General features: G+C 67.9%; 16 protein-coding genes, 1 tRNA gene and 1 pseudogene. 8 read left to right on the forward strand and 10 right to left on the reverse strand.

The window, feature by feature from the left end; all coding sequences use genetic code 11:
- Window positions 1-203: 203 nt before the first annotated feature.
- From ACLJWH_RS20360 to dnaA, 10 genes are all read right to left on the reverse strand, one after another.
- A complete protein-coding gene (locus ACLJWH_RS20360) occupies window positions 204-338 on the reverse strand; it encodes a DLW-39 family protein (protein ID WP_003958712.1) in 135 nt (44 codons plus the stop codon).
- 188 nt (window positions 339-526) lie between these two features.
- Window positions 527-600, reverse strand: a tRNA-Ile gene (locus ACLJWH_RS20365).
- Window positions 601-688: 88 nt separating this feature from the next.
- Entirely contained in the window at window positions 689-1,360 is a 672-nt protein-coding gene (locus ACLJWH_RS20370) for a DUF3566 domain-containing protein (protein WP_094793618.1), read from the reverse strand.
- A 15-nt stretch (window positions 1,361-1,375) separates the two neighbouring features.
- Complete coding sequence (gene gyrA / locus ACLJWH_RS20375; RefSeq protein ID WP_411143147.1) at window positions 1,376-4,000, reverse strand: DNA gyrase subunit A; 2,625 nt, start codon at window positions 3,998-4,000, stop codon at window positions 1,376-1,378.
- Window positions 4,001-4,074: 74 nt separating this feature from the next.
- Entirely contained in the window at window positions 4,075-6,129 is a 2,055-nt protein-coding gene (gyrB, locus tag ACLJWH_RS20380) for a DNA topoisomerase (ATP-hydrolyzing) subunit B (protein WP_411143148.1), read from the reverse strand.
- A 308-nt stretch (window positions 6,130-6,437) separates the two neighbouring features.
- Window positions 6,438-6,992: a DUF721 domain-containing protein gene (locus tag ACLJWH_RS20385; RefSeq protein ID WP_411143149.1), complete on the reverse strand. Its 555-nt coding sequence runs from the start codon at window positions 6,990-6,992 to the stop codon at window positions 6,438-6,440.
- Entirely contained in the window at window positions 6,989-8,164 is a 1,176-nt protein-coding gene (gene recF / locus ACLJWH_RS20390; protein ID WP_411143150.1) for a DNA replication/repair protein RecF, read from the reverse strand. The genes ACLJWH_RS20385 and recF overlap by 4 nt, the downstream gene beginning before the upstream one ends.
- Window positions 8,165-8,217: 53 nt before the next feature.
- Complete coding sequence (gene gnd, locus ACLJWH_RS20395) at window positions 8,218-9,096, reverse strand: phosphogluconate dehydrogenase (NAD(+)-dependent, decarboxylating) (RefSeq protein WP_411143151.1); 879 nt, start codon at window positions 9,094-9,096, stop codon at window positions 8,218-8,220.
- A 273-nt stretch (window positions 9,097-9,369) separates the two neighbouring features.
- Complete coding sequence (gene dnaN, locus ACLJWH_RS20400; RefSeq protein WP_411143152.1) at window positions 9,370-10,500, reverse strand: DNA polymerase III subunit beta; 1,131 nt, start codon at window positions 10,498-10,500, stop codon at window positions 9,370-9,372.
- Window positions 10,501-11,531: 1,031 nt separating this feature from the next.
- Complete coding sequence (gene dnaA / locus ACLJWH_RS20405) at window positions 11,532-13,412, reverse strand: chromosomal replication initiator protein DnaA (RefSeq protein WP_411143153.1); 1,881 nt, start codon at window positions 13,410-13,412, stop codon at window positions 11,532-11,534.
- A gap of 377 nt (window positions 13,413-13,789) precedes the next feature.
- On the opposite strand from dnaA, the gene rpmH reads away from it, so the two are divergent.
- From rpmH to ACLJWH_RS20445, 8 genes and pseudogenes are all read left to right on the forward strand, one after another.
- Window positions 13,790-13,927 (forward strand): 50S ribosomal protein L34, encoded by a 138-nt coding sequence (rpmH, locus tag ACLJWH_RS20410; RefSeq protein ID WP_003949374.1) that lies wholly within the window; start codon window positions 13,790-13,792, stop codon window positions 13,925-13,927.
- Window positions 13,928-13,951: 24 nt separating this feature from the next.
- Window positions 13,952-14,320 (forward strand): annotated as a pseudogene (gene rnpA / locus ACLJWH_RS20415) (ribonuclease P protein component); the annotation flags it as partial.
- Window positions 14,321-14,382: 62 nt separating this feature from the next.
- Window positions 14,383-14,700 (forward strand): membrane protein insertion efficiency factor YidD, encoded by a 318-nt coding sequence (yidD, locus tag ACLJWH_RS20420; RefSeq protein WP_042150996.1) that lies wholly within the window; start codon window positions 14,383-14,385, stop codon window positions 14,698-14,700.
- Window positions 14,701-14,703: 3 nt separating this feature from the next.
- The gene (gene yidC, locus ACLJWH_RS20425) at window positions 14,704-15,840 is read left to right on the forward strand and encodes a membrane protein insertase YidC (RefSeq protein ID WP_411143154.1); all 1,137 of its coding nucleotides are present in this window, start codon (window positions 14,704-14,706) and stop codon (window positions 15,838-15,840) included.
- A 14-nt stretch (window positions 15,841-15,854) separates the two neighbouring features.
- Entirely contained in the window at window positions 15,855-16,361 is a 507-nt protein-coding gene (locus ACLJWH_RS20430) for a protein jag (RefSeq protein ID WP_411143155.1), read from the forward strand.
- A 148-nt stretch (window positions 16,362-16,509) separates the two neighbouring features.
- Window positions 16,510-17,235, forward strand: coding sequence for a 16S rRNA (guanine(527)-N(7))-methyltransferase RsmG (gene rsmG, locus ACLJWH_RS20435; protein WP_411143156.1), 726 nt, complete (start codon window positions 16,510-16,512; stop codon window positions 17,233-17,235).
- A 306-nt stretch (window positions 17,236-17,541) separates the two neighbouring features.
- Complete coding sequence (locus ACLJWH_RS20440; protein ID WP_411143273.1) at window positions 17,542-18,612, forward strand: AAA family ATPase; 1,071 nt, start codon at window positions 17,542-17,544, stop codon at window positions 18,610-18,612.
- Window positions 18,609-19,706: a ParB/RepB/Spo0J family partition protein gene (locus ACLJWH_RS20445; RefSeq protein ID WP_411143157.1), complete on the forward strand. Its 1,098-nt coding sequence runs from the start codon at window positions 18,609-18,611 to the stop codon at window positions 19,704-19,706. The genes ACLJWH_RS20440 and ACLJWH_RS20445 overlap by 4 nt, the downstream gene beginning before the upstream one ends.
- Window positions 19,707-19,922 lie beyond the last annotated feature (216 nt).

Raw genomic sequence — 19,922 nt, forward strand, 5'->3', positions numbered from 1 at the left:
CACCTCACGCGGGTCACACAGATCACACTAAGATTTGCTATAGCAATTAAATGTTGTGCTAATGCAAATAAACCCACCTCGACGCGGCGCGCCGCCTCATCCGCCCCTACGCCCCGGACACCCCCGCCCGCCCCCGGACGCACGGAACCCCGGCCGCCCACAGGCGACCGGGGTCCGTACGAATTGTGCTGTGCGTCTGGGTCTCACACACCCGAACCTGCGGGCACGGAGTCGGTCGCCTCCGTCCACAGATCCTGCTCGGCGCGATCCGCCTGGATCTGGCGGTACACGAGGAGCCCGCCGATGGCGGCCAGTGCGACCAGGAGAAGCTTCTTCACCGCGCGACCTCGTCTTTCGTTGACGTAGGGGACCTATGGGGGCCGATGATACACACCGGTCGATACCGATCGGTTACCTAGGCCGCGGTTGGCAACAACTGGCTCCGGCCCGGCCGCGCACCCAACTTCCGCACTCGCGCAACACATCGGCCCGGCCGGAGAAACCTCCGACCGGGCCGATGTTGCGGTGCGGCTACCAGGACTTGAACCTGGGGCCTCTTCCTTATCAGGGAAGCGCTCTAACCGTCTGAGCTATAGCCGCTCGTTCGCTGCACCGAAAGATTAGCGCACTTCAGAGGCGTTCCCAAAATCGGTTCCCGCGACCCTGGGAACGCCCTCCCATCAGGGCTTCACTCGTCCTCGGCGAGGGTGAGCTCCACCCCGCCGACGAAGCCGGCCGACAGGTTGTAGATGAAGGCGCCAAGCGTTCCCAGCGCGGTCGCCAGCACCACATCGATCACCGAGATGATCGTGGTGAACAGCAGCACCCGCGGCAGCGACAGGAACGACTGGAGATTGAAGCCGCCGCCGTCCGCGCCCGTGGCGTCGCTGATCGTCCCGCCGACCGCGGAGAAGACGCCCATCGCGTCCATCACCATCCACAGCACCGAGACGGCGACTATCGTGCAGATGCCCAGCGCGATGGAGAGCAGGAAGCTGACCTTCATCACCGACCACGGGTCGGCCCGCGCCACCCGCAACCGGGCCTTACGGGTCCGTGGCGTCGTACGGGCGTCCGTACGAGGCAGGCGCGCGGACTGCTGCCCCGCGCCCTTGGTACCGCCCGTGCTGTACGCCTGAGGCGGCTGGTACGGCTGCTGTCCGCCCTGGGACTGGGCGTGTGGCTGCGGATACGGCTGACGCGTATCGGTCACGGTTCCCCCCTGATAGGAGCCCTCTTGTCGGGAGTCCTCGGCAACGGCGGAGCCACGGGCGCTGTCCTCCGTCACGGTCGCGGGTCCGGACGGGGAACCCTTCTCGGTTCCCGGTCCACCCGCCGCAGCGCCCGTGGCTCCACTCACGCTCTACTCCTCGTGTTACTCCGCCGCGGGCTGCTCGCCCTCGGTTGCCGTGGGCTCGGTCCCCTCGGCCCCTTCGGTCTCGTCGGCCCCTTCGGGACCGTCGACCTCTTCGGCCTCACGACCTGCCTCGGCGTTCCGTGCGATGCCGACGACGGCATCCCGCTTGCCCAGGTTGATCAGTTGGACGCCCATCGTGTCACGACCGGTCTCCCGGACCTCGTTGACCCGCGTACGAATCACACCGCCGCTCAAGGTGATCGCCAAGATCTCATCGGTCGCCTCGACCACCAGCGCGCCGACCAGCGAACCCCGGTCCTCCACGATCTTGGCGGCCTTGATGCCCAGACCGCCGCGGCCCTGGACGCGGTACTCGTCCACCGGGGTGCGCTTGGCGTAGCCGCCGTCGGTGGCGGTGAAGACGAAAGTACCTTCACGCACCACATTCATCGAGAGCAGTTCGTCGTCCTCGCGGAAGCTCATGCCCTTCACACCCGACGTGGCGCGCCCCATGGGCCGCAGCGCCTCGTCCGACGCGGTGAACCGGATCGACTGCGCCTTCTTGCTGATCAGCAGCAGATCATCGGTGTCCGACACCAGCTCGGCGCCGATCAGCTCGTCGTCCGAGCCGTCCTCCCGCTCGCGCAGGTTGATCGCGATCACACCGCCCGAGCGCGGCGAGTCGTAGTCCTTGAGCGGCGTCTTCTTCGCCAGGCCGCCCTTGGTGGCGAGCACCAGATACGGCGCGGCGTCGTAGTCGCGGATCGCCAGGATCTGCGCGATCCGCTCGTCCGGCTGGAACGCCAGCAGGTTGGCGACGTGCTGGCCCCGCGCATCGCGGCCCGCGTCCGGCAGCTCGTACGCCTTCGCGCGGTAGACCCGGCCCTTGTTCGTGAAGAACAGCAGCCAGTGGTGGGTGGTGGAGACGAAGAAGTGGTCGACGATGTCGTCTTCCTTGAGCTTCGTGCCCCGCACGCCCTTGCCGCCGCGCTTCTGCGAGCGGTAGTCGTCGGTCTTGGTCCGCTTCACATAGCCGCCACGGGAGATCGTGACGACGATGTCCTCCTCGGCGATCAGGTCCTCGATGGACATGTCGCCCTCGAAGGGCACCAGCTTGCTGCGCCGGTCGTCGCCGAACTTCTCGACGATCGCGGCCAGTTCCTCGCTGATGATCTGCCGCTGCCGCTCCGGGGAGGCCAGGATCGCGTTGTACTCGCCGATCTTGCGCTGGAGCTCGTCGTGCTCGGCGGTGATCTTCTGGCGCTCCAGGGCCGCCAGCCGGCGCAGCTGCATCTCCAGGATCGCGTTCGCCTGGATCTCGTCGATCGTCAGCAGGCCCATCAGGCCCTCACGCGCCACCTCGACCGTCTCACTGCGCCGGATCAGCGCGATGACCTCGTCGATCGCGTCCAGCGCCTTGAGCAGACCGCGCAGGATGTGCGCCCGCTCCTCGGCCTTGCGCAGCCGGAACTTCGTCCGCCGGACGATGACCTCGATCTGGTGGTTGACCCAGTTGCGGATGAACGCGTCCAGCGAGAGCGTGCGCGGCACGCCGTCCACCAGGGCGAGCATGTTCGCGCCGAAGTTCGTCTGGAGGTCGGTGTGCTTGTAGAGGTTGTTGAGCACGACCTTGGCGACCGCGTCCCGCTTGAGGACGATGACCAGCCGCTGGCCCGTCCGCGAGGACGTCTCGTCGCGGACGTCCGCGATACCGCCGATCTTGCCGTCCTTCACCAGGTCGGCGATCTTCTGCGCGAGGTTGTCCGGGTTGACCTGGTACGGCAGCTCGGTGACCACCAGGCACTGGCGGTTCTGGATCTCCTCGACCGCCACCACCGCGCGCATCGTGATCGAGCCGCGGCCGGTGCGGTACGCCTCCTCGATGCCCTTGCGGCCCACCACCAGCGCGCCGCTGGGGAAGTCCGGGCCCTTGATGCGCTCGATCAGCGCGTCCAGCAGCTCCTCGTTCGACGCCGCGGGGTTCTCCAGCGCCCACTGGGCACCGGCCGCGACCTCGCGCAGGTTGTGCGGCGGGATGTTGGTGGCCATACCGACCGCGATACCGGCCGAGCCGTTGATCAGCAGGTTGGGGAAGCGGGCCGGCAGGACCGTCGGCTCCTGGTTGCGGCCGTCGTAGTTGTCCTGGAAGTCGACGGTCTCCTCGTCGATGTCCCGGAGCATCTCCATCGACAGCTGCTTCATCTTGCACTCGGTGTACCGCATGGCCGCGGCCGGGTCGTTGCCCGGAGAACCGAAGTTGCCGTTGGAGTCCACCAGCGGCATCCGCATCGACCACGGCTGCGCCAGCCGCACCAGGGCGTCGTAGATCGAGGTGTCGCCGTGCGGGTGGTACGTACCCATGACGTCGCCGACGACGCGGGCGCACTTGTAGAAGCCCTTCTCGGGGCGGTAGCCGCCGTCGTACATCGCGTACAGCACACGGCGGTGCACCGGCTTGAGGCCGTCGCGCACATCGGGCAGCGCACGCGAGACGATGACGGACATCGCGTAGTCGAGGTAGGAGCGCTGCATCTCCGTTTCGAGCCCGACCGGCTCTACGCGCATCCCCACGCCTTCGACGGTGGCGGGCGTGCCCTCGGCGGTCACGCCATCGGGAGTGACGGGAGTGTTCTCGTCGGCCATGCTGATTCAAAGTCCTTTCGAGCTGCGGCTGGTTGAGGTCCCCCCGCCCGGGGCGGGGAGAGGGCCGACAGGGCTCAGATGTCGAGGAAGCGGACGTCCTTGGCGTTGCGCTGGATGAACGAGCGGCGGGCCTCGACGTCCTCACCCATCAGCACGGAGAACAGGTCGTCCGCGCGGGCCGCGTCGTCCAGCGAGACCTGGCCGAGGACCCGGTGGTCGGCGTCCATGGTCGTGACCCGCAGCTCCTCGGCGTTCATCTCACCGAGACCCTTGAACCGCTGGACCGAGTCGTCCTTGATCCGCTTGCCGTTCTGCTTGCCGAGCTCGATCAGCGCGTCCCGCTCCGGGTCGGAGTAGGCGTACTCGAAGTCGTCCCGGCCCCACTTGATCTTGTACAGCGGCGGGCGGGAGAGGTAGACGTGCCCGGCCTCGACCAGCGGCCGCATGAAGCGGAAGAGGAAAGTGAGCAGCAGGGTGTTGATGTGCTGACCGTCGACGTCGGCGTCCGCCATCAGAATGATCTTGTGATAGCGGAGCTTCTCGATGTCGAAGTCCTCGTGAACACCGGTGCCGAACGCCGAGATCAGCGCCTGCACCTCGTTGTTCTGGAGGATCTTGTCGACCCGAGCCTTCTCGACGTTGAGGATCTTGCCGCGGATCGGAAGGATCGCCTGGTACTGCGGGTTACGGCCGGACTTCGCCGAACCACCGGCCGAGTCACCCTCGACGATGAAGATCTCGCACTTCGTCGGGTCGTTGGACTGGCAGTCGCTCAGCTTGCCCGGCAGCGACGCCGTCTCCAGCAGCCCCTTGCGACGGGTCAGATCGCGCGCCTTACGGGCCGCGACCCGCGCCGTCGCCGCCTGGATGCCCTTGCGGATGATGTCCGCGGCCTCGTTGGGGTTGCGGTCCAGCCAGTCGGTGAGGTGCTCGTGCACGACCTTCTGCACAAAGGTCTTCGCCTCGGTGTTGCCCAGCTTCGTCTTGGTCTGGCCCTCGAACTGCGGCTCGCCGAGCTTGACCGAGATGATCGCCGTCAGACCCTCGCGGATGTCCTCGCCCGTGAGGTTGTCGTCCTTCTCGCGCAGCAGCTTCTTGTCGCGCGCGTACCGGTTGATCAGACCCGTCAGCGCCGCGCGGAAGCCTTCCTCGTGGGTGCCGCCCTCGTGCGTGTGGATGGTGTTCGCGAAGCTGTAGACACCCTCGCTGTACTGGGTGTTCCACTGCATCGCGATCTCGACCGACAGCATCCGCTCGCGGTCCTCGGCCTCGACGTCGATGACCGTCGGGTGCACCAGCTCGCCCTTGCGGGAGTTCAGGTACGTCACGAAGTCGACGATGCCGCCCTCGTAGTGGTAGCGCACCGTGAGCGGCTTGCCGTCCTCGTCGACGTGGTCCGGGCGCTCGTCGGTCAGCGTGATCGACAGGCCCTTGTTGAGGAACGCCATCTCCTGGAAGCGCCGCGACAGCGTCTCGAAGCTGTACGTGGTGGTCTCGAAGATGTCGCCGTCGGCCCAGAACGTCACCATCGTGCCGGTCTCGTCGGTGGCCTCGTTCTTGGCCAGCGGCGCGGTCGGCACACCGAGCTTGTACTCCTGCGTCCAGCGGAACCCGTCCCTGCGGACCTCGACCGCCACCCGCTGCGACAGCGCGTTCACGACCGAGACGCCCACACCGTGCAGACCACCGGAGACCGCGTAACCGCCGCCGCCGAACTTGCCGCCGGCGTGCAGGACGGTCAGCACGACCTCGACGGCCGGCTTGTTCTCGGACGGCACGATGTCGACGGGGATACCGCGGCCGTTGTCGACGACGCGCACGCCGCCGTCCGCCAGGATCGTCACGTCGATGGTGTCCGCGTGGCCGGCCAGCGCCTCGTCGACGGAGTTGTCGACGACCTCCTGCACGAGGTGATGCAGACCGCGCTCGCCCGTCGAGCCGATGTACATGCCGGGGCGCTTGCGGACCGCGTCCAGGCCCTCAAGGACGGTGATCGCGCTGGCGTCGTACGACTTCTCCACCGAGGAGTCGGCCATGGCGCCGAGGGGAACCCCCTCTTCAGTAGAAGCCGTGTTGTTCTCGTTGAGGTCGCCGGAGTCGGCCACGAAGCGCCCTTTCTGGCACAGCACGAGCCCTTCCGCACCTGTGGGGGACACCCCTGGGAAGACAGGCGGGAGCGGCTGCGTCGTTCGACATGTTCCGCGAGTGGGCGGGATTGCTGCCAGTCTACCGGTAGCGCTGACACTCATGGGGGTTTGCAGGCACCTGAGTCGTCATGTGCCGCCCTGAACTAACGTCCGCCGACTCCCCATATCTGAGATGGGGCCCCAGGACGCTCACACGGGCACTCAGCGCTTCCGGCTGTCAACCACGGGCTACCGTGAGCGGAGTCTCATCCGCACCATGCGTAGACACCCGTACGCAGGTCCCCTACGGCTCAGCCGTAGGTGTCGCCGGGCCCCGTGCTGCCGGGCGCCCGCAGCGGCCCGTACCGCCGCGCCGGACCACCGGGCCCCAGCACCTTGATCAGTTTTACGGTGCCCTGCCCCAGGTCCTGGTTGAGCCGTGCCACCAGCTGCGGCGCCAGCAGCCGCAGCTGCGTCGCCCACGCCGTCGAGTCGCACTGCACGGTCAGCACCCGGGCGTCCTCGTCGTACTTCTGCGGCTCGCAGTGCTGCGCCACCTCGGGGCCCACCAGCTGCGGCCAGCGCCCCATCACACCGCCGACCGCGGCCGGGGTCTCCCAGCCGCGCTCCGTGATCAGCCGGTTGATCGCCGCGCCGAGCGGCAGCGGATCACGACCGTCCGCCCGCGCACCCGAGCGCAGCCCGCCCCGCCGGGCCTGCTTCTTCTGCTGTACGGCGGCGCCCCGCGCACGCGCCTGCTCCTTCGCGGCCACCAGCGCCTGGCGGGCCAGATCCACCCCGGACAGCTCCGGCGCCCTGGGCTGATCGGACCCGGCACCCGGTCCGGGCAGCTGCTCGCCGCTCACGGCCCGGCCTTCCGCACGGTGCCCTCCGAGACGGCGAACCGCGCACCGGCCAGCACCCCCGGCACATCCTCGGCCACCGCCGCCGTCACCAGCACCTGCTCGCCCGGCGCCACCAGCTCCGCCAGCCGCTCCCGCCGCCGGGCGTCCAGCTCCGCGAACACGTCGTCGAGCACCAGCACCGGCTCGCCCGCCCGCCGCCCGCCCTCGGGCGCGGCGGGCCCCGGCGTACCCTCCGAGCGCAGCAGGTCGTACGAGGCCAGCCGCAGCGCCAGCGCGTACGACCAGGACTCGCCGTGACTGGCGTACCCCTTGGCCGGCAGCTGTCCCAGCTTCAGCACCAGATCGTCGCGGTGCGGGCCGACCAGGGTCACCCCGCGCTCGATCTCGCCCTTCCGGGCCTCGCCGAGCGCCTCCAGGAGTACGCCGTAGAGCTCCTCGCGGGTCGACACGGCGGCCATCGCCTCGCCCGCCGAACCGCGGTACTCCAGCGCCAACGGCCCGCCGCCCGGCGCCAGCTGCCCATACGCCTTGTCCGCCAGCGGCTGGAGCGCGGCGATCAGATCGAGCCGCTGCGCGAGCAGCTCGGCGCCGGCCCGCGCCAGATGCTGGTCCCACACGTCCAGCGTCGACAGATCCAGCTGCCTGCCGCCGTGCCGCCTGGCCATCGCCGCCGTCTTGAGCAGCGTGTTGCGCTGTTTGAGCACCCGCTCGTAGTCCGCGCGCACCCCGGCCATCCGCGGCGAGCGCGCGGTGATCAGCTCGTCCAGGAACCGCCGGCGCTCCCCGGGGTCGCCCTTGACCAGCGCCAGATCCTCCGGCGCGAACAGCACGGTCCGCACGATCCCCAGCACATCGCGCGGTCTGACCTGCGACGACCGGTTGATCCTGGCGCGGTTGGCCCGGCCCGGATTGAGTTCGAGCTCGATCAGCTGCTGCCGCTCGCCCTCGACGACGGCGGCCCGGACGATGGCCCGGTCCGCGCCCATCCGCACCAGCGGGGCGTCCGAGGAGACGCGGTGGCTGCCGAGCGTGGCCAGATAGCCGACGGCCTCGACCAGATTGGTCTTGCCCTGCCCGTTGGGGCCCACGAAAGCGGTGACGCCCGGATCGAGCGGGACCTCGACCCGGGCGTACGAGCGAAAGTCGGCGAGCGACAGATGCGATACGTGCATGACGGTGCGCCGACCTCCCCCGGCTGCCGAACTGCTGGTGTGGCTGGTGTGGCTTACTTCTTGTTCTCGACCGCGTGGCCGCCGAACTGGTTGCGCAGCGCGGCGATCATCTTCATCTGCGGGGAGTCCTCCTGGCGGGAGGCGAAGCGCGCGAAGAGCGAGGCCGTGATCGCGGGCAGCGGCACGGCGTTGTCGATGGCGGCCTCGACCGTCCAGCGGCCCTCACCGGAGTCGGCGGCGAAGCCGCGGAGCTTCTCCAGGTGCTCGTCGTCGTCGAGCGCGTTGACGGCCAGATCGAGCAGCCAGGAGCGGATGACCGTGCCCTCCTGCCAGGAGCGGAAGACCTCGCGCACATCCGTGACGGAGTCGACCTTCTCCAGCAGCTCCCAGCCCTCGGCGTACGCCTGCATCATCGCGTACTCGATGCCGTTGTGAACCATCTTCGCGAAGTGGCCCGCACCGACCTTGCCGGCGTGCACCGAGCCGAACTCGCCCTCGGGCTTGAGCGCGTCGAAGACCGGCTGCACCTTGGCGACATCGTCCGCGGCACCGCCGTACATCAGCGCGTAGCCGTTCTCCAGGCCCCAGACGCCGCCGGAGACACCGCAGTCGACGAAGCCGATGCCCTTGGCCTTCAGCTCCGCTGCGTGCTTCTCGTCGTCGGTCCAGCGGGAGTTGCCGCCGTCCACGACGATGTCGCCCGGCGAGAGCAGCTCGGCCAGCTCGTCGATCGTCGACTGGGTGGCGGCACCGGCCGGCACCATGACCCAGACGACGCGCGGGCCCTTGAGCTTGTCCACCAGCTCCGCGAGGCTGTGGACATCCGCCAGGTCCGGGTTGCGGTCGTATCCGATGACGGTGTGGCCTGCGCGGCGGATGCGCTCGCGCATATTGCCGCCCATCTTGCCGAGACCGACGAGACCGAGCTCCATCAGAGACCCTCTTTGCACGTAGTCGTTGCGTTTCGTACCCGGGTCCGAGCCTACGCCCGCAGGTGCGTGCACACCTGTGGGCTCGGGCGCTCATCGGCGGGGCATCAGCCGGTCGCCCCAAGGGCTCCGGAGCTCCGGCGGGGCCGCGGCGGCCCGTGCTCCACCGCCGTCAGCCGGCCCGGCCGGGGGGCCGCACCGGCGCACCCCGACCGCGCGAGAGGTGTCCCTCGCGCTCCTGGCCGGAGGGCCGCGCCCCGTCGGCCGTCAGCAGGCTCAGCCGGACAGCCGCACCGGCATGATCAGGTACTTGTACGCGTCGTCCGCCTCGGCGTCCTTGGCCGGGCGGCCGCTGAGCAGCGCGGGCTTGGTCGAGGTCGTGAAGGACAGCTGGGCCACGGGCGAGTCGATGGCCGACAAGCCCTCCAGCAGGAAGCCCGGGTTGAAGGCGATCGAGATGTCGTCGCCGTCCAGCTCGCAGTCCACCCGCTCCACAGCCTGTGCATCGTCACTGGAGCCGGCCTCCAGGATCAGCACACCCTGCTCGAAGCTCAGCCGGACCGGGGTGTTCCGCTCGGCCACCAGTGCCACACGCTTGACGGCCTCGACGAACGGCGCGGTCTCGATCACGGCGACCGAGTTGAACTCCGTCGGGAAGAGGGTGCGGTACTTGGGCAGGTCGCCCTCCAGCAGACGGGTCGTCGTCCGCCGCCCGGCACCCTCGAAACCGATCAGGCCCTCGCCCGCACCGGAGCCGGACAGCGCCAGCGTGACGGTGTCGCCGCTGCTCAGCGACTTGGCGGTGTCCAGCAGCGTCTTGGCGGGGACCAGCGCGACCGCGGAGGCGTCCGGGCTCTCGGGCTTCCACAGGAACTCGCGCACCGCGAAGCGGTAACGGTCGGTGGAGGCCAGCGTGACGGTGTCGCCCTCGATCTCGATACGGACGCCGGTGAGCACCGGGAGGGTGTCGTCACGGCCGGCGGCGATGGCCACCTGGGCGGCGGCCGCGGCGAAGACCTCACCGGGAACGGTGCCGGTGGCGGTGGGCATCGTCGGCAGCGACGGGTACTCCTCCACAGGGAGGGTGTGGAGGGTGAACCGGGAGGAACCGCAGACCACGGTCACTCGTACACCGTCGGTGGAAATCTCCACCGGCCGGTTGGGGAGCGCCCGGCAGATGTCGGCGAGCAGCCGGCCGGAGACGAGGACGGTGCCGTGCTCCTCCACATCGGCGTCCACCGAGACCCGCGCCGAAACCTCGTAGTCGAAGCCGGAGAGGCTCAGGCTGCCGTCCTCCGCCTTCAGCAGCAGGCCCGCGAGGACGGGCACCGGCGGACGGGCCGGGAGGCTCTTGGCCGCCCAGGCCACTGCCTCCGCGAGTACATCGCGCTCCACCCGGATCTTCACCGGAAACCGCCTCCTGCTGTTGCTGGCTCTCGCCCTGCTGGCTTTCGTCGTCGGCTGAGTTGCCGGAGACCAGTCTGACGCACGCCACCGACAGTCGTTGCGGCTCGGGGTCAAGTCGACTCGATCGGCGTGGGGCGCTCTCGGGCCGAGTTGTGCACAGGCCCCGTTTCCGAGCAAGTTCCCCGGTAGATATCCGTGGTCGTAGTAGTAGGGCCTGTGGAAACCGTGGACAACTGCCTTTGCGCAGGTCAACACGGATTTTTTGTCCACCGGCCCTGTGGGTGGCGGCAGTGGACAAGCCGGCGGTTCTGTGGATCGCCGAAAGTTCTGCACACCCGATGCACAGGCGAGGGGCACTTCTCCCCAGCGCCGTCCCCAGGTTTACCCACGTTCCCCACAGCCCAACCCATCACCTCGGTGTGACCGCTTTCACTCGGCTCGGTGAGAGCGGGTGTTGCGTTGCCGAACAGTGGACAGGGGTGTGGAGAAGCTGGGGACAACATCGGCGCTCCTGTGGGCAGCCGGTGGACAAGCCCTCCCACCCCCTGTGGACGAAATCTTCATCCACAGCCTGTGGATTACGGTTGGCCACAAATCCACACCCGGCTGACCTCGTCTGATGTCCCGTAGGAACACCGGCCTGTGGATCCCACAGGGATAACTTTCCAGTCCCCAGGGTGTGGACGGAAGATTCTTGCCCAATCTGTGGAGAGAGGCCGTGTCCCGGTCCGGAATCGAACAGCGCCCGCGCGCTCCACAGGTTTGGGACGCGCCGGAACGGGTTCGCAACCGGTCCGGAACCCGTTCCGGAGGCGGTTCACCGGGGTCGTCGAGCGGTCCCGGGGCTCCTCCGGTCGCGGCCGGTCGTGACGCAGAACGCCTCCTGTGGCACTCGTGGCTCCCCCATGGCGCGCCGCCGCGCCTCCTGCCAATGCGTCCCCCGGTCTCCCCGTACGACGAAGGGCGCCCCGGGAGCGCGTCCCGAAGCGCCCTGGGCGCCTGCGGTGGCCGGCGGTCGCGGGGCGCCCGCGTCAGCCGTTCTTGATGCGGTTGGTCAGTTCGGTGACCTGGTTGTAGATGGAGCGCCGCTCGGCCATCAGCGCGCGGATCTTGCGGTCGGCGTGCATCACCGTCGTATGGTCGCGGCCGCCGAACTGCGCGCCGATCTTCGGCAGCGAGAGGTCGGTCAGCTCACGGCACAGATACATCGCGATCTGGCGCGCTGTCACCAGCACCCGGCTGCGCGAGGAGCCGCACAGGTCGTCGATGGTCAGCCCGAAGTAGTCGGCGGTCGCGGCCATGATCGCGGTCGCGGTGATCTCCGGCGCGGCGTCCTCACCACCGGGGATCAGGTCCTTCAGCACGATCTCGGTGAGCCCCAGGTCCACCGGCTGCCGGTTGAGCGAGGCGAACGCCGTGACCCGGATCAGCGCGCCCTCCAGCTCGCGGATGTTCCGCGAGATCCGGGACGCGATGAACTCCAGCACCTCTGGCGGCGCGTTCAGCTGCTCCTGCACCGCCTTCTTGCGGAGGATCGCGATCCGGGTCTCCAGCTCGGGCGGCTGGACATCCGTGATCAGACCCCACTCGAAGCGGTTGCGCAGCCGGTCCTCCAGGGTGACCAGCTGCTTGGGCGGCCGGTCGCTGGAGAGCACGATCTGCTTGTTCGCGTTGTGCAGCGTATTGAAGGTGTGGAAGAACTCCTCCTGCGTCGACTCCTTGCTCGCCAGGAACTGGATGTCGTCGACGAGCAGGATGTCCATATCGCGGTAGCGCTTGCGGAACGCGTCCGCCTTGCCGTCGCGGATGGAGTTGATGAACTCGTTGGTGAACTCCTCCGAGCTCACATACCGCACGCGGGTGCCCGGATAGAGGCTGCGCGCGTAGTGCCCGATCGCATGCAGCAGGTGGGTCTTGCCGAGTCCCGACTCGCCGTAGATGAACAGCGGGTTGTACGCCTTGGCCGGTGCCTCGGCGACGGCGACCGCGGCGGCGTGCGCGAAGCGGTTCGAGGCACCGATGACGAAGGTGTCGAAGAGGTACTTCGGATTCAGCCGCGCGGTCGGCTCACCGGGGCCGGCCGCGGGCGCGGGCTGCGCGGCGAGCGGGCCGGGCGCACCACTGGGCGCGGGTGGGCCGGAGCGGCCGTTGTGCCCGGGAGGCTGGTGCTCGGCGAGGTCGCGGCGCGGCGGCTGGTCATAAGGAGAGTGCGGACCGTCCGAGCGCTGGGGCGGACCGGGGCGCTCGGGAACCTGCGAGCGGTAGTCGTTCTGCTGATGTTGCTGGTGCTGCTGTTGTACGTGCGAGGGCGGGGAGGCGTACGGGTCGCGCTCGGGGAAACCGCCGAGACGCTGCTGCTGCCAGCCGTAGTCCTCACGCGGGCCGCCACCCATACCGGGGGAGTGCTGCGGCCAGGAACCCTGCTCATGCCGGGGCTGCTGGTAGCCGGGGTACGCGGGACGTACGGAGGGGAGGCCGTCGCCCTGGCGCCCGTATCCCTGCCTGTTGTCGTAGCCGTCGTACGCATCGTGCGGCTGCTGTGACTGATGCGACTGCTGGTGCTGCGAGTGCTGCTGGGGTGCCTGGTGCTGTGTCTGCTGGGGAGCAACGGGCGGCGCGGACTGCGCCGGGGGCTCCTCGGCGGAGTCGTCGACGGTGATCGCGATCCGGATCGGCCGCCCGCACTGCTGGCTGAGGGCTTCCCCGATCAGAGGGGCGAGCCGGCCTTCGAGCACACCCTTGGCGAACTCGTTGGGGACGGCGAGCAGCGCGGTGTCGGCGACCAGCGCCAGTGGCTGGGTGCGCTTGAGCCAGTCCTGGTCCTTGGGCTTGAGGCTGTCGCCGTCGGCACGTAGGAGATGGTCGAGGACGCGCGGCCACACTGCGGCAAGATCGGCAGGTACGTCAGCCACAGGGCACGCTCTCTCACAGTCCCACGAATGTGTGATTCTCAGGACGGGCGGGAAGTAAATGGAGTTCTGCCACGGTAGTCAGGGCGGGCCTGGGGATTCAAGTTGTTGTCCACAGGCTGTGCATAGTGTGTCCTGACAAGGCACTGGTGCGTACCGGGCAAGGGCCGGTTTGACCGGATGGCGTAGCCGCGCGTACCGTGACCAGGTCGAGTTGTCGATGGCTGCTGCCGCCTGCCTCCGATGGGCAAAGATCGCACCTCAGTGATCGTGTAGCGGTGCACTTGGGCGTTGCGAGCTACTCGTGGGCGCACGGTGACAGCCAGTAGACGCCCCACATTTGTCTCTCTTGAGACAACAAGCATTCCTGGAGCCCCCGAGTGAGCAAGCGCACCTTCCAGCCGAACAACCGCCGCCGCGCGAAGACCCACGGCTTCCGTCTGCGCATGCGGACGCGTGCCGGCCGCGCGATCCTGGCGTCCCGCCGTGGCAAGGGTCGCGCCCGCCTGTCGGCCTGAGCAGCCAGACCCTAGGTCCATGACGTGCTGCCTACCGAGCATCGGCTGAGGCGGCGCGAGGACTTTGCGACCGCGGTACGCCGGGGACGCAGGGCCGGGCGCCCGCTCCTTGTCGTTCATTTTCGTAGCGGTGCAACGGACCCGCACGCGTCGGGGGAATGCGTTCCCCCGACGCGTGCGGGTTTCGTCGTGAGCAAGGCCGTTGGCATCGCGGTGGTGCGCAACAAGGTCAAGCGCAGGCTCCGCCATCTCATGCGCGATCGGCTGGACCGGCTGCCCGCCGGTAGCCTGGTTGTCGTACGGGCCCTGCCCGGCGCGGGCGCGGCGGATAACGATCAGCTGGCCCGCGACCTGGACGCCGCGCTACAGCGGCTGCTGGGAGGGGTGCCACGAGGCTGCAATCCCCCGGGGAACGATCCCCGGACCCCCGGCCTGGACCCGGGAGGGAGTGCACGGTGAAGTACCCGCTGCTGCTTTTGATCAAGATCTACCAGTGGACCATCAGCCCCTTGCTGGGCCCGGTCTGCAAGTACTACCCGTCGTGTTCGCACTATGGCTACACCGCCATCGACCGGCACGGCGCGGTGAAAGGGACTGCGCTGACCGCCTGGCGCATCCTGCGGTGCAATCCGTGGTCGCTCGGTGGCGTCGACCACGTCCCTCCCCGGAAGCGTCCGGTTTGGCATCAGCGGCTGAGGAGCCGCCTGGGCGGGCCCACCGTCCCTGAGCCTGTCGCCCAGCCCGAGACTCAGCCCAACGTCCAAGGAGCCTGATTCGTGGACACGATCCTCAAACCTCTCTATTACGCCGTTTCCTGGATCATCGTCCAGTTCCACTCGTTCTACAGCCTCATCTTTGGCAAGGACAGTGGCGCGGCGTGGGGTCTGTCCATCGTCTCGCTGGTGGTGCTGATCCGTATCTGCCTGATCCCGCTCTTTGTGAAGCAGATCAAGTCGACGCGGAACATGCAGGCGCTTCAGCCGAAGATGAAGGCGATCCAGGAGCGCTACAAGAGCGACAAGCAGCGCCAGTCCGAAGAGATGATGAAGCTCTACAAGGAGACGGGCACCAACCCGCTCTCGAGCTGTCTCCCGATTCTGGCCCAGTCGCCGTTCTTCATCTCGCTGTACCAGGTCCTCAGCCACATCGCGCAGAACAAGACGGTCGGCTTCATCGACCAGCCGCTGCTGGAGAGCGCGCAGAAGGCGCACATCTTCGGCGCGCCGCTGGCGGCGAAGTTCATGGACAGCGCGGAGAAGATCCAGAGCCTGGGTGCTTCGCTGGTCGACGTCCGCGTCGTCACAGTCATCATGATCGTCCTGATGTCGGCGTCGCAGTTCTACACGCAGCGCCAGCTGATGACCAAGAACGTCGACCTGACGGTGAAGACGCCGTTCATGCAGCAGCAGAAGATGCTGATGTACGTCTTCCCCATCATGTTCGCCGTCTTCGGCATCAACTTCCCCGTCGGTGTTCTCATCTACTGGCTGACCACCAACGTGTGGACCATGGGCCAGCAGATGTTCGTCATCCGCCGTAACCCCACCCCCGGCAGCAAGGCGTTCACGGAGCGCCAGGAGCGCCTGCGCGCCGCGGGCAAGCTGGTCGAGGACCCGGCCGTGGTCGAGGCGAAGAAGGCCGTCGAAGAGGCGCGTCAGAACCGCCAGCAGCCCAAGCGTCAGCCGAAGTCCAAGCGGCAGGCCACTGCGGGCACCGGTGCTGTGGGTGGCGGTACGCAGAGCCGTACGCGGGCCGGATCCGGTGGCGCCGCCTCCGGCGCCGATGCGTCGGAGAAGCAGTCGCCGGAGAAGCAGGACAGCAAGGCAAAGGGCAGCTCCGCCTCGGGCACCCGCACCACCAAGTCCGGACAGCGCAAGGGTCAGCAGCGCCCCAAGCACCCGACCAAGAAGTAAGAAGGAGTCCTTTCGTGACGGACACGACCCCTGCCACCGAGGGCACCGACACCCTGACCCGCCTTGAGCAGGAGGGCGAGATCGCGGCCGACTACCTCGAGGGTCTGCTGGATATCGCGGACCTCGACGGCGACATCGACATGGATGTCGAGGCCGACCGCGCCGCTGTGTCGATCATCAGCGACTCGACCAGCCGCGATCTACAGAAGCTGGTGGGCCATGACGGCGAGGTGCTGGAGGCGCTCCAGGAGCTGACCCGCCTCGCGGTGCACCGCGAGACCGGTGACCGCAGCCGTCTCATGCTGGACATCGCCGGCTTCCGGGCGCGTAAGCGTGCGGAGCTCGCAGAGCTGGGTGCGAAGGCGGCGGAAGAAGCCAAGAGCACCGGACTGCCGGTGAAGCTCGACCCGATGACACCGTTCGAGCGCAAGGTTGTCCACGACGCGGTGGCGGCGGCCGGTCTACGGAGCGAGTCCGAGGGTGAGGAACCGCAGCGTCGCGTGGTTGTCCTCCCGGCCTGATCCCTCAGAGCTTCAGATGTCTTTGGCCCCGTCTGCTCGCAGGCGGGGTCAAAACTTGTCAGCCTTCTGTGTTACTCCGGGGGATGATCTTGGATCATCCCCCGGAGTTCCCGGCAGGAAAAGCAGTCCCAGAGGAAGGGCGGTTCCCGTGACGGAGCCAGCGGCGGAGCTTCCTCCTGCGCCGAAAGCGGCGCAGGAGGTATTCGGTGAGCGCTTTCCGGAGGCCGTGCGGTACGGCGAATTGCTCGCTGACGCGGGGGTGAAGCGGGGGCTCATCGGCCCGCGCGAGGTGCCTCGGCTGTGGGAGCGGCATCTGCTGAACTGCGCGGTGCTCTCCGAAGTGGTTCCCCAGGGCGTCTCGGTCTGTGATGTGGGCTCGGGGGCGGGGCTGCCGGGCATTCCGTTGGCCCTGGTGCGTCCGGACCTGAAGATCACTCTCCTGGAGCCGCTGCTGCGGCGGACGAATTTCCTTCAGGAGGTCGTCGAGCTGCTCGGGCTCGACCATGTGACGGTGGTGCGGGGACGCGCCGAAGAGGTCATGGGCAAGCTTCCTCAGGTGCATGTGGTGACGGCACGGGCCGTCGCTCCGCTCGACCGGCTGGCCGGCTGGGGAGTCCCCCTGCTGCGTCCTTACGGCGAGATGCTGGCGCTCAAGGGCGATGCCGCGGAGGAAGAGCTCAAGGGGGCTCGGGCAGCGCTCAGCAAGCTGGGTGTGGTGGAAACCTCGGTGGTCCACGTAGGCGAGGGCATTGTGGATCCGCTGTCGACCGTGGTGCGGGTCGAGGTGGGCGAGAGCCCCGGCGGTGTGCGTTTTGCGGCCAAGCGGGCCAAGGCGGCGCGACTCAGTCGCGTGTCGAGGGGCCGTCGGCGCTGACGCCCTGATGCCAGAGGTGCGCAGGTCGGTGCCGGTGCGGCGGGCGTGTCGTCCGCCGCATCACTGAAGGGGCGAATTCCGCAGGCGCCATCAAAACGATATAAGACGGAGTGTCGCGGCCTATTCGGAGGCGACGCTGGCATCGTGTTTCACGTGAAACGTCGTTCTCTGCTGCAAGGGATCATCGGCCGTGGTCGGGCGGCTGCTGTGCCGCGCGGCCGCAAGCCCGCCAGGGTGAGGAAAGTATCCACAGAAGTGGATTCCTCCACAGGAGAGCGGACCTCACTGGTTCATGACGCCGAAAGCATGGCAGGCTCTGAACATTCCGAGCCTGATGTCGAGGAGAGTGAATCCTTGCGGTCCGACGCCAACATCGCGGGCCCGATGACCGATCCGGTCCCCGGTCCCCGTAGCGAGTCGTTCGGGGACGACGTTTCACGTGAAACGCCGCCCCCGATGGACGACACCCCGATCGGTCGTGCAGCTCAACTGGCGGTAGAGACACTTGGCCGCGCGGGTGAGGGGCTGCCCCGGCCCGATCAGACACGGGTCATGGTGGTTGCCAACCAGAAGGGCGGGGTCGGCAAGACCACGACCACGGTGAACCTGGCAGCCTCGCTGGCCCTGCACGGGGCTCGAGTTCTGGTGATCGACCTCGACCCGCAGGGAAATGCCTCTACGGCTCTGGGAATCGACCACCACGCCGAAGTGCCGTCAATCTATGACGTGCTGGTGGAGAGCAAGCCGCTCTCCGACGTGGTGCAGCCAGTGGTGGAAGTGGAGGGCCTGTTCTGCGCGCCCGCCACGATCGACCTGGCCGGCGCCGAGATCGAACTGGTCTCGCTGGTAGCGCGCGAAAGCCGCTTGGACCGGGCCATCAAGGCGTATGAACAGCCGCTGGACTACATCCTCATCGACTGCCCGCCCTCGCTCGGCCTGCTGACCGTCAATGCTCTGGTCGCCGGCGCCGAGGTGCTGATCCCGATCCAGTGCGAGTACTACGCACTGGAGGGCCTCGGACAGCTCCTGAGGAACGTCGATCTGGTGCGGGGACATCTCAACCCCAAGCTCCATGTCTCGACGATTCTTCTCACCATGTACGACGGACGCACCCGCCTGGCTTCTCAGGTCGCTGACGAGGTCCGCAGCCACTTCGGCAGCGAGGTGCTCCGTACGAGCATCCCCCGCTCGGTGCGCATCTCCGAGGCGCCCAGCTATGGGCAGACGGTGCTCACCTATGACCCGGGATCCAGTGGGGCGCTGTCGTACCTCGAAGCGGCCAGAGAGATCGCGCTGCGTGGAGCTCCCCAGGCCGAGAGCCGGGGACTCAGCATCACCTATGAAGCACAGCACAGCATGTCGGAGGGGACTCAGTGAGCGAACGACGTAGAGGGCTGGGCCGTGGGCTCGGTGCGCTGATCCCCGCAGCACCGCAGAGCACGGACCATGCCGGGCTTGCGGTGGGACGGGGAACGACGTCACCGACGGCCGTACCGGTATTGGCCCCGGAGCGCGGAATTGCGGCAGCCAAGGTCGCTTCTCTGCCGACGAACGATGTTTCCCGTGAAACGGAACCACCGACCGAGCCGGAAGAGTCAGCGGCGGTATCAGAGGTCGCGGGCGCGCACTTCGCAGAGGTGCCTCTCGACGCGATCAAGCCGAACCCGCGGCAGCCGCGGGAGTACTTCGATGAGATCGCGCTCACTGAGCTGGTCGCCTCCATCCGGGAGGTGGGTCTGCTACAGCCGGTGGTGGTCCGTCAGACGGCACCGGAGAAGTACGAACTCATCATGGGCGAGCGCCGCTGGCGGGCGTGCCGTGAGGCCGGGCTGGAGAGGATTCCCGCCATCGTCCGGGCCACGGGCGACGAGAAGCTGCTGCTCGACGCGCTTCTGGAGAACCTTCACCGGGCGCAGCTCAACCCCATAGAAGAAGCAGCTGCTTACGACCAGTTGCTGAAGGACTTCACGTGCACGCATGACGAACTGGCCGACCGGATCGGGCGTTCGCGTTCGCAGGTTTCCAACACGCTGCGTCTGCTGAATCTCCCGCCATCCGTACAGAAGCGGCTCGCGGCAGGAACACTCTCCGCGGGACACGCCCGTGCGCTGCTCCCCGTGGATGACTCGGAGGAGCAGGAACACCTCGCAGGCCGCATCGTGGCGGAGGGACTCTCCGTGCGCACGGTCGAGGAGATCGTGAAGGTGATGGGGCCGAGTCGTAAGAGTGGGGGCAAGGCCAAGGGGCCCCGTGCGGGCGCCCTGGTGTCTCCTGCCCTCACCGGTCTTGCCTCCCGGCTGTCCGACCGTTTCGAGACCCGGGTAAAGGTCGACCTCGGTCAGAAGAAGGGAAAGATCGTCGTTGAGTTCGCGTCGATAGACGATCTGGAGCGCATCCTCGGCACGCTCGCCCCCGGCGAAGGGCGCGTGCTGGGGCAGTCGCTGACTCAGGAAGGTGACGACGAAAGCTGAGCCGACCGCATTGGCTCAAGAGCGGGCCGTGTTCTGGAGTCCATACCGGAACACGGCCCGCCTTTGCTCTCTGGGCGCTACCCGCGCCCGTAAAGGGTGGATACGATGCGATCGGGTATGGCACGCATCCACGTGGAGACACCTCACATCGAGGAGAGGGCCATGCGATCGGTGAACCGCACCGGAACGTGGGCAGCGGGGTTCTGCCTCGCAGTC

It is taken from the genome of Streptomyces sp. x-80 (genome assembly GCF_046549095.1).
Classification (GTDB): domain Bacteria; phylum Actinomycetota; class Actinomycetes; order Streptomycetales; family Streptomycetaceae; genus Streptomyces; species Streptomyces celluloflavus.